5 protein-coding genes are annotated in these 9635 nt (G+C 66.3%); 1 reads left to right on the top strand and 4 read right to left on the bottom strand.

The genetic code is table 11. The features are described from left to right. The first annotated feature begins 85 nt into the window (after positions 1–85). Positions 86–310, top strand: coding sequence for a hypothetical protein (locus tag A5634_RS23595; RefSeq protein WP_065146454.1), 225 nt, complete (start codon positions 86–88; stop codon positions 308–310). Here the strand turns inward: A5634_RS23595 and A5634_RS23590 are convergent. The 4 genes from A5634_RS23590 to eccCa form a co-directional block, all read right to left on the bottom strand. Continuing rightward, the gene (locus A5634_RS23590; RefSeq protein WP_065146453.1) at positions 303–2507 is read right to left on the bottom strand and encodes a hypothetical protein; all 2205 of its coding nucleotides are present in this window, start codon (positions 2505–2507) and stop codon (positions 303–305) included. The two genes, A5634_RS23595 and A5634_RS23590, sit on opposite strands and share 8 nt — an antisense overlap. A gap of 74 nt (positions 2508–2581) precedes the next feature. Then, positions 2582–4003 carry a type VII secretion-associated serine protease mycosin gene (gene mycP / locus A5634_RS23585; protein ID WP_065146452.1) on the bottom strand — a complete coding sequence of 474 codons (1422 nt, stop codon included), beginning with the start codon at positions 4001–4003 and terminating at the stop codon, positions 2582–2584. Beyond that, positions 4000–5532, bottom strand: a complete 1533-nt coding sequence (gene eccD / locus A5634_RS23580; protein ID WP_155769685.1) for a type VII secretion integral membrane protein EccD — start codon at positions 5530–5532, stop codon at positions 4000–4002. The genes mycP and eccD overlap by 4 nt, the downstream gene beginning before the upstream one ends. Next, a complete protein-coding gene (gene eccCa / locus A5634_RS23575; RefSeq protein ID WP_065146451.1) occupies positions 5529–9551 on the bottom strand; it encodes a type VII secretion protein EccCa in 4023 nt (1340 codons plus the stop codon). Before eccCa ends, eccD begins: the two co-directional genes overlap by 4 nt. Between the last annotated feature and the right edge of the window lie 84 nt (positions 9552–9635).

Raw genomic sequence — 9635 nt, 5'->3', positions numbered from 1 at the left:
CCACCGGCACGCCCCCTTCAATTGACGAAGCGGAGATCGCCCACCCGGAGCGGTTTGCGCCGCCCTCGGGCTGGCGCGGGGCGGGGTGCTGCGCCTGGGCGAGGTGGAACACGTTGTCCCGGAGGCGGTCCCGGCCACCAGGGTGGCGGTGGGAACGGTCCGGGTGGCGGTGGTGGCGGCGGCCAGGGCAGCTTGGCGCCCGGTCGGGCCGCCGGCGCTCGGAATTGATGAGGCGGTCCCGACTGCGGAGAAGGCTGCGGCGGTTGCCGCCCGCGGGGTATCAACCGTTCCGGACGCCCCCTTCAATTGACGAAGCGGAGATCGCCCACCCGGAGCGGTTTGCGCCGCCCTCGGGCTGGCGCGGGGCGGGGTGCTGCGCCTGGGCGAGGTGGAACACGTTGTCCCGGAGGCGGTCCCGGCCACCAGGGTGGCGGTGGGAACGGTCCGGGTGGCGGTGGTGGCGGCGGCCAGGGCAGCTTGGCGCCCGGTCGGGCCGCCGGCGCTCGGAATTGATGAGGCGGTCCCGACTGCGGAGAAGGCTGCGGCGGTTGCTGGCGCGCGGGCGTGTCACTTTGCTCGGGCGGTTGCGGTTGCGGTTGCGGTTGCGGCGGCGGTGGCGGTGCCGGCTGCTGGTGCTGTGCCACCGGGGCGTCGATCACCACCTCTTCGATCTCCGCCGACATGATGGAACTCGGCAGCTGCCAGGGCGGCAGCGCGGGGCGGCGGGGCTTCGAGCGTTCTTCGGGCACCGCGTCCTGCTCGGTAGCGGGAGTGGTTTCGGCTTCCTGCGGGGTCTCCGGGTCTTCGACGGCGTCGGTCGAGGCGACGCCGGGATCGCCGTCGGTCGGTTCCGTCTCGGCAATCGGGTCGGCAATCGGGTCAGCGTCGGGCTCGGGCACGTAAGGCTCGGGCACGTTGGGCTCGGACACGTCGAACTCGGAAACGTCGGGCGACTCCGATGTCTCCTCGACGTCGTCTGAGAATTCTTCTAGGAACCAATCCGTCTCCGGCGCATCCGGTTTGGCATCGTCCACCGCTGTCAACTCAGCTTCCTCGGACGTATCCACAACCGGCTCAACCTCGCTCGCAAAGTCTGTCAGCTCCTCTTGCGATTGTTCTTCTGCGTCAACGCCAGAGTCGGTCGGCGTTTCCTCGGGTTCAGCCGAGACCTGCGCCCGCTTGGCAGCCATCTGCTCAAGGAGGGCGGCGGCCCGCAACTCGATCTCGTCGAGTTCGCCCGGCGACCCGGATTCGACGGACGTTGGTTCGTTGGACGCCGACAACTCGGGTTGCAGCGAGAAGTCCGGCTCACGGTCCGTCGAAACCGGCACGAACGCCTCTGGTTCAGCGGGATACTCAGTGTGGTCCGGTGCTGAATCACGCTCTTGTACAAGCGAGTCCGCCGAAACCTCGACGGGCGGCCCCGGCTCGACCGGAAGCGCAAAATCGGGCTCCCGGTCCATCGAAACCGGCACGAACGCCTCCGGTTCAGCGGGATACTCAGGCACTTCCGGTACCAGATCAGGCTCCGGCGTCTCCCCTGAAACCTCCGCGGTCGACTCAGGCTCGACCGGAAGCGCAAAATCCGGCTCACGGTCCGTCGAAACCACTACGGGCTCTTCAGGTTCCACCGGGTGCACCGGCAGGACGAACTCAGGCTGCGGGACTCCATCATCGAAAACCGGCCCGGGCGCGGGAAGATCTTGCTCTGGCTCGTCCCCCGTCGTAATCCAAAGTCGCGGTTCAGGTTCGACAGGTTCCGGTTCCGGTTCCGGCTCTGCCTGCGCTGCCTCATGCTCTGCGGTAACCCGAAGACGTGCTTCGCGTTCTAGCGGTAGCTCGGGAAGACCTGATTCGGGTTCCCATGCCTGCGCCCCCCACAGCGAACCGGGCCCAGTATCGGGCTCCAGCGATGTTTCGGCCTGCGCGGACTCCGGCTCTACCGGCCCCTCGGGCAGCGGCGAATCATCTTGCGGCTCAGGCATGGTGGACGCTTCGACTTGATCGGTCACGTCCTCGGCGGGCTGCTCGGGCGCATCGTCCACCCTCAGTTCATCAACGTCGTCATCCAACGTTTCCGTTTCAACGACCGGGTGCTCTGCAGTAACAGCCTGTTCGGCCTGGAGTTGTTCGAGACGTCGCATCCGGTCATAGCGCACGGCAACTCGCTTGGGCCGAGACTCGACGGCACCCTGCGCGTCCGGTTCGGAACGGTCGCTGTGTGGTTTGGCCCGGGAGACCTGGACGCGCTCTCGCTTGGATCCGGATTCGGGGGCAGCATCGGCGACCGGACGCGTGCGGCTGTCGTCCGGCTTGGCCGGCTCCTCGGTTTTGGCAACTCGTTTCCGGTCTGGACGCTTAGCGGCGTCACCAGTCTGATTTTCCTCGTCCCGTTTGCCCCGACCGAGGTGGACACGACGGCGCTTCTTTTCACCCGGCAGCCAGGGAGGACGCGCCAGTTCGCGCTCGTCCTCGGCCGGTGTCTGCTTGGGCGTTTGCTTCGACATGTCCTCCCCCCTTTCGATCGCAATCGTTCACGTACACCGTGTTCAATCGTACGTAGCTCAAGAGGCTTTAATTTTCAGTTCGAGACTTCCACACGTTTGCCCGAATCGGCCACGCGCGCTTCTCGCCGTCGCCTGGCCACCGAGAGCGCCCAGGCGACAATCGCCAGCGCTACCGCACCCGCTGTGACGGACAGCACGATGATGCGCGCTCGCTGGCTAGCCGGGTCGAGATGAGGCCGCCCTGCGATCGGTGTCGCGGTATCGGGGTTGGGTAGCTGGTTAGCCGCAAGCACGCGGTAGGTCAGCGCGGCTACCGGATCGATTACGCCGTATCCGGTGGCCTCGTTCGGTCCCGCCCCGGGAGTGTGTGCGGTGCGCTTGACCAGGTCGATCACTTGGCCGGCGGTCAGCTCGGGAAACCGGGACCGGATCAGCGCCACGACCCCGGAAACAAACGGCGCCGCGAAACTGGTGCCGTTGATGGGTGCCAGGCCTTGTTGGCTCATGACGGCATTGGTCAGACCGGGACTGTTCGAGTCGAGCGAAACGATCCGCTCACCCGGCGCGGCCACCCCCAGCCACGGGCCACGGAGACTGAAATCGGCGGGTTCGCCGGCGGTCGTCAGCGCCCCGACGGTCAAGACGTAGTCGTTGAACCAGGCCGGGCTGGCGATCGTGCGTACCGAATTCCATCCACTTCGTAACGGCATGTTCGGATCGGGCATCACGTTCTGGTTCTTGCACAGGCCTTGACTGTTGAAGTTGCCGGCCGCGGCCACGACGACGACGTTGCGTTCGAAGGCATAACGAACCGCACGACCGAGTTGAGCGTCGTCGAGGCCGGCTCCGACCGGGCTGCACGCCACCTCGGACAAATTGATGACCGTGGCGCCCATGTTGACGGCCCGTGTGATCGCGTAAGCCAAGGTCAGCGTGTTGCCGTAGCCCGGTGAGATGGCGTTGGGATCGTTCTGTTGACTTGAGCCGCCGTCCTTAAGGCTGAAAACGGTGCTGTTTTGCCGGATCGACAGGATGGTCGCCTCGGGGGCGACACCGGCGAAAGTGTCACTGGCGCTCGGTGCGCCTGCGATGATTCCTGCGACCAAGGTTCCGTGGGCGTCGCAGTCCTGCAGCCCGTCGGAGTTCGACACGTAGTCGCCGCCGGCCTCGAGGAACGGCAACCTCGGATGCCGGTTCACTCCGGTATCGATCACTGCAACCTTCTGCCCGGCGCCACGGGAAAACCGCCAAGCGTCGGTGTAGTTGAGCATGGCCTCCGCACTGGTCTGCAGCGTGAAGTCGGATTGCGGTAGGACCCCGGTGGGGACTCCGCAGATCGCCTTGAGTTCGGTTGGTTCGACCGGCCCCAGCGGTCCGTTGGGCGGCGGGCCGGGCTCGACGACCGGAGGTTGGATCGCCCACGCCTGCGCCGGCTGCAACGCAGCGCTCACCATGACCGCGCCCACCAGCGCGGCTACGCGCACCAAAGCCGTCATCCGAAACCCAACCGCTGGTAGACACCCGCCACCCATAACGCCAACGGGATCAAGGATCCGACGGCCAAGTACTCCAGATAGGACAGCAGTGTCGCCACTCGATGGCTGGGTCCGCCACCGGTGCCCATCAGCCCCGCCACCGCCGCGCCCAACGTCACGGCCAGCAGCGCGCCCAGCGCCGCTACCGGCACGAGCTTGCTGCCGTGCTGCGCCAGCGCGCAGCTGAGCACCAGGATCGCGACCGCGGGCCCTCCCAGCGCGGCGCGCTCGAACCAGGTATCCAACGTCCGGGTGCGCAACGCCAGCACCGCCGCGCATGCCAATGCCAACGTGAACTCGGGCCAGTTCACTGCCTGGCGCACGCCGTCTAGTCCCTGATCAAGCAGCAGAGCGAGCACGACCGCCACCCCGGCGGCCAGGCCGGCCAGCAACGCGGCCCGGGTGATCGCGGCCGAGGTGGCCCGCGTCCAGACGGCCTCCGCGGTCGGCATCGTCGTGCCCGAATCGGCTTCGTCGGTCGGTGCGGGCGGCTCGAAAGGATTCTCGAAATCCCAGTCCTCGCGGTTGTTTTCGACGGCGACGGTCGGCGTCTGGAACCGACCCAAACGCGCTGTCCAACGACGAACCGCCAGGCACAGCAGCGTCGCCAGTACCGCCAACGTGACCAACACGATGTCGAAGCGCAGCTGCAGGGCACGCCCGAGCATGGCCGCGCCGATCACAGCGAACATCAACGCGCTCGCCAGATACGCCCAGGGCCCGGTTCCGACCACCCGGTCGAAGACGAGGCAGGCCACCACTACAGCTCCCCAAGCAGCGGCGACCCCGTAGTCGCCGTAGCGGGAAAGCACCGCCCAGGCAATCCCCGCCGTAATCGGAATCGCAGCCCAGCCCAGCGCCGCCGCGACATCGTCAAGGCTGTAGGACCGATGCGCCATCGCCGCCCCACCGACGAGTGCCAGCGCGACCGCCGCGGCCAGGCCGACAATCACATAGTGGTTCGTGGCCTCACGCCGGCCCACCAGGCAGTAGACGATGCCGAGGGCAGCCAGATGCACTCCGACGAAGGCCATCCAGCGCGCCGACACCGCGTCCCACGCGGCGTGTGCGGCCTTGTTCAGCCGCCCGACGGCGTCGACCACATCGTCGTAGAGCGTGGGCGGTGAGAGCGCCAGCTGCGACGAGAGCCGCAACAGTTCTCCGCTACCCACCCCGGCCTCGCGCAGCGTCTGATCGGGCCGAAGCACGGTGCCACTGTCGAAGCGGCTGAGGACCCAGAAGCTACGCCGCTCATCCTTACTGGCGTGGCTGTCCTTACCTCCCGGGCCCCCCGGCTCATTCCCCGAGGCATCTGCGTCGCCGTCACGCGATCCGACGAGCCGGGCCAGGTCGGCCACCAAACTCGAAACGGGAACATCCGACGGAAGCGCGATGTCCAGCTGGGTCCGGCCACCGAAAACCGATACCCGGATCTGCTCGGGCGCGGCCGACACCACCTGCAGCCGACGCAGCTCGTTGACCCCCGTCACAGTTCCGGCATCCTCGACAGCTGGATGACACCACTCTTCATGGTGCGCGAAATCAGCATGCCCCGGCCGGGCGGCATCTGGGTGGCCTTGTAGCCGAAGAATGCGCCTTCGTCCTTGGAACCGCTCATTACCAGAGCGTTGCACGACAGGTCTCTTAGCCGTCCCAGGAACGGGTCCATCATCGCCCGCTGCGCGCCACCGATCCGACGGGTCACCACGACCCGCAGCCCGATATCCCTTGCCTGGGGCAAATATTCGGTCAAGGCGCCGAGCGGATGGTTCAACGAACCTGCAGCGATCAGGTCGTAATCGTCGATCATCACGAACAGTTCCGGACCCGACCACCACGACCGCTCCTTGAGCTGCTGCTGGGTGATGTCGGTGGGTGGGAGCCGCGCCCTGAGCGACGATGCCAGCGCGGTCATCAACTCCGTACCGGACTGCGCACTGGTCGCGTAGCCGCCGAGATACTCGTTGGCGACCACCCCGAGCATGGACCGGCGGAAGTCCACCAGGATGATCTTGCTTTCCTCGGGGCTCGCGTTCTCCATCAGACCGGTGGCGATGTTGCGAAGCAGATCGGTCTTGCCGCATTCGCCGTCGCCGAGGGCCACCAGGTGCGGCTGCGCATCGAAATCCAGAACCACCGGCATCAATTCGGACTCGTTGATACCGATCGCGATTCGCGACTTGCTGAGCATGCCGGCAGAGCGCGCCGCCCGAACCACGGCGGCTCGATCCACATTGTGCGGCAACATCCGAACGCGCGGCGCCTGCCGATTGCCGTAGTGCGCGCGGACAGCATTGACGGAAGCCGCAACCCCCTCCGGCAGATCCTCCACACCGGAACTGGAGTCCAGTCGCGGCAGCGCAATCAGCAAGTGCAACCGCTGGTGGGTCATGCCCCGGCCGGGCCGACCGACGGGCACCAAATCGGCGAATCTGCGGCCCACATCGCTGTCGATCGAATCGCCTAGCTTCAGCTCGATGCGGGTGCCGAGCATATCCTTGACCGCCGGTCGCATCTCCATCCAGCGGGTCGCCGAGATGACAAGGTGCACACCGTAGGAGAGCCCTTGTACGGCAAGCGCATTGAGCGCCGGTTCCAGCACCTCGAAGTCGCTTCTGATCGAGGCCCAGCCGTCGATCACCAAGAACAAGTCGCCAAACTTGTCCTGACTCAACGGATCCTGAGCGGCGACCTCGGGCGGCAGGGTGGCCAAGCGTGCCTTGCGTTGCCTAAAATCACGCATCGACTCGATACCCAGGTCGCGGAACCGCAACTCGCGTTCCCGCAGCACGCCCGATACCTCGGCCACACTGCGACGGATGCCGTCAGCATCCATCCGGCCGGCCACCCCGCCCACGTGCGGCAGGTTCGCCAAGCTTGACAGCGTGCCACCACCGAAATCCAGGCAGAAGAACTGCACCTGCTCGGGGGTGTGGGTGGCGGCGGTCGCGACGATCAGTGTGCGCAGCGCGGTGGACTTACCCGACTGTGGTCCACCCACCACCGCCACATTGCCTTGGGCGCCGGACAGATCCACGGTGAGGACATCACGACGCTGATCGTAGGGACGGTCCACCACGCCCATCGGAATCCACAGCCGGCCGTTGAGGTTGCCGGTCGCGGCCCAATTCGAGTCCGGCAGCAGCAGATTGACCGCGGGACTTTCGTCCAGAGGTGGCAGCCACACCTCGTGCGCCGGCCGGCCATGTCCCCGCAGGCGGGACACTACGACATCGAGCAGGGTCGTCTTGGTGGGCGACGGCGGCGCCGCGGTCTCCGGTTCGGCCAATTCCGGGGTCGCAGCGGCGGGTGCCGCGTCCTTTTTCACCGGCGTGGCGGTGAACAGTTTCGGCGCCAGTGCACCCAGCTGCCGGTTCCGGCCGCTCTGAGCCGCCCGCCGCGGCCGCACATAGTCCCCTGACACGTAGCACGTATTGAACCGGATCGGTTCGGCCGCATCGCATTTCAAGAACGCCGAGCCGGGAACGCTGGGCAGGTGGTACGCGTCGGGCACGCCCAGAACGCTGCGCGACTCACCGGCCGAAAAGGTCTTGAGCCCGATCCGATAGGACAAATGCGAATCGAGGCCGCGCAGCTTGCCCTCCTCCAGCCGTTGCGAGGCCAACAGCAGGTGGACGTGCAACGACCGGCCCAGGCGGCCGATCATCACGAACAGTTCGGCGAAGTCCGGCTTCTGCGAGAGCAATTCGGAGAACTCGTCGACGATGATGAACAACGCCGGCAGCGGATCCAGTTCCGCGCCGTTGGCCCGCGCACGCTCGTACTCGTTGACGTTGGGGAAGTTGCCGGCCGAGCGCAACAGTTCCTGACGTCGGTTCAGCTCACCGGCCAGCGCGTCGCGCATCCGGTCGACGAGAATGAGCTCGTCTTCGAGGTTGGTGATGATCGCCGCGATGTGCGGTACCCCCTCGAGCCCGAGAAACGTTGCGCCACCCTTGAAGTCGACCAGCACCATGTTCAGTACGTCGGGCGAGTGCGAGGTGATCATGGACAACACCAACGTGCGCAAGAACTCTGACTTGCCCGAGCCCGTGGCACCGATACACAACCCGTGTGGGCCCATGCCGGACTCGGCGGATTCCTTGATATCCAGTTCCAGCGGCTGACCATTCGGCGTGTACCCGATCGGCACCCGCAACCGCTCGCGCGGGGAGCGCTTGCGCCACACCTGCTCGGGAACGATCTCGGCGGCGTCGGGAATCTTCAGCAGCGTCATCAATCCGGGATCGGTGGCGCGTGAATCGGATTCCAGGCTGACGATGTGCGCGGCGCTGGCCAACCGGTAGCGGCCGATGCGGCGGGCCGTCGCCTCCGCCTCGGCGACAGTGATGGTGTCGGGGGTGGCGAACCGCTCCAGCCCGACGGCGGTGCGCGCGCCGACATCCTCGCCCTCGACGACCAGTTGCAGGCCGCGCCGATTCGCGGCGGCCTCGGCACCGTTCAGGTCGAGCAGGGTCACGCTGTCCAATCCCGCGTCGGTAACCAGACGTTCCGTGCCGGAGACGTAGCCGTCGTCGACCACGACCACAAGCTGCTTGAGTCCTTTGGTGGGTTCGGCGTTGCGACTGAACCGCCCCCGCTCTCCCAAATCCGTTGCCAGCGAACGTTCCATCAGTTCCAGGCTGGGGAACAGCAGTCGCATCGAACCCATGCCGTCCCGGGCGGTGGCGTGCTGGGCGTGCGGCAACCACTTGACCCAGCTCCAGTTCTCGCCGTCCGGGTTGGCGGTCACTATCGCTACCTGAACGTGGTCCGGTCCGTGAAATGCACACAGCTCCAACACCATTGAGCGCACCAATTGCCGAGCCAGCTTTCGGTCGCCCTCGAAGGTGATGGCCGGGAAGGCACGCAGGGATACCGCGGTGGGCAGGGCATGCACCACCGAGTGCGTCTTGACGAAACGTCGCAGCGACACCGTCGACACCGGTTCGAGGTCCTCGGGCGGACCGGTCTCGGGAGCGAGCAGTCGGGTCGCCAGTCGGTGCGTTCCAATCCCGACCCGGACGTGACAGAAGTCGTTGTCGGTGGGGCGGCGTTCCCACATCCGTCGGGTGCCTACGACGTCGGCCAACGCCCGCGGGTCGGGATGGCTCCACTCCAGCGCGGAACGCTGTCCCTCGCCGGTCATGTCGGCGTCGTCGCGCAGGTTGGCCAGGTAGCTGAAGTAGTCCTTGCGCTCTTCGTTCAGTTCGGCCGCCGCTTTGCCGGACCGCGCGCCGCCGCCCATGAACATGCCGGCCATCGACATGATCATCATCATCGGGAAGATCAGGAACATCGGGTTCCTCATCAGGTCCCGACCCCCGACGGTGACCATCAGCGCGATCATCCCGACCACCGCGACGATCATCACGAACGGCAGCAGCTTCATCAACAGGTTGCCCGGAATAACCCTGGGCACCTCCGGCGGCGGCTGCAGGTTGACTTCGCCCCCCGGCATGCGCGGCGGCGACACACGTAGTCGGCGCACGAAACCTTGCGTACTCAACCGGTCATTCCCCGAAACTCCAAACAGGCGACAAATTGGGCCCGCATGCCTGGGTAATGTCACCAGCGAATGACACAACGCGCA

This window comes from Mycobacterium asiaticum (assembly GCF_001673365.1).
Classification (GTDB): Bacteria; Actinomycetota; Actinomycetes; order Mycobacteriales; family Mycobacteriaceae; genus Mycobacterium; species Mycobacterium asiaticum_A.
This window is presented reverse-complemented; position numbering and strand designations above follow the sequence as displayed.

What these genes read in the sequence shown, in the direction of transcription:
- mycP (WP_065146452.1), bottom strand. Translation starts at nt 4,003, where the DNA reads ATGACGGCTTTGGTGCGCGTAGCCGCGCTGGTGGGCGCGGTCATGGTG.
- A5634_RS23590 (WP_065146453.1), bottom strand. Translation starts at nt 2,507, where the DNA reads ATGTCGAAGCAAACGCCCAAGCAGACACCGGCCGAGGACGAGCGCGAA.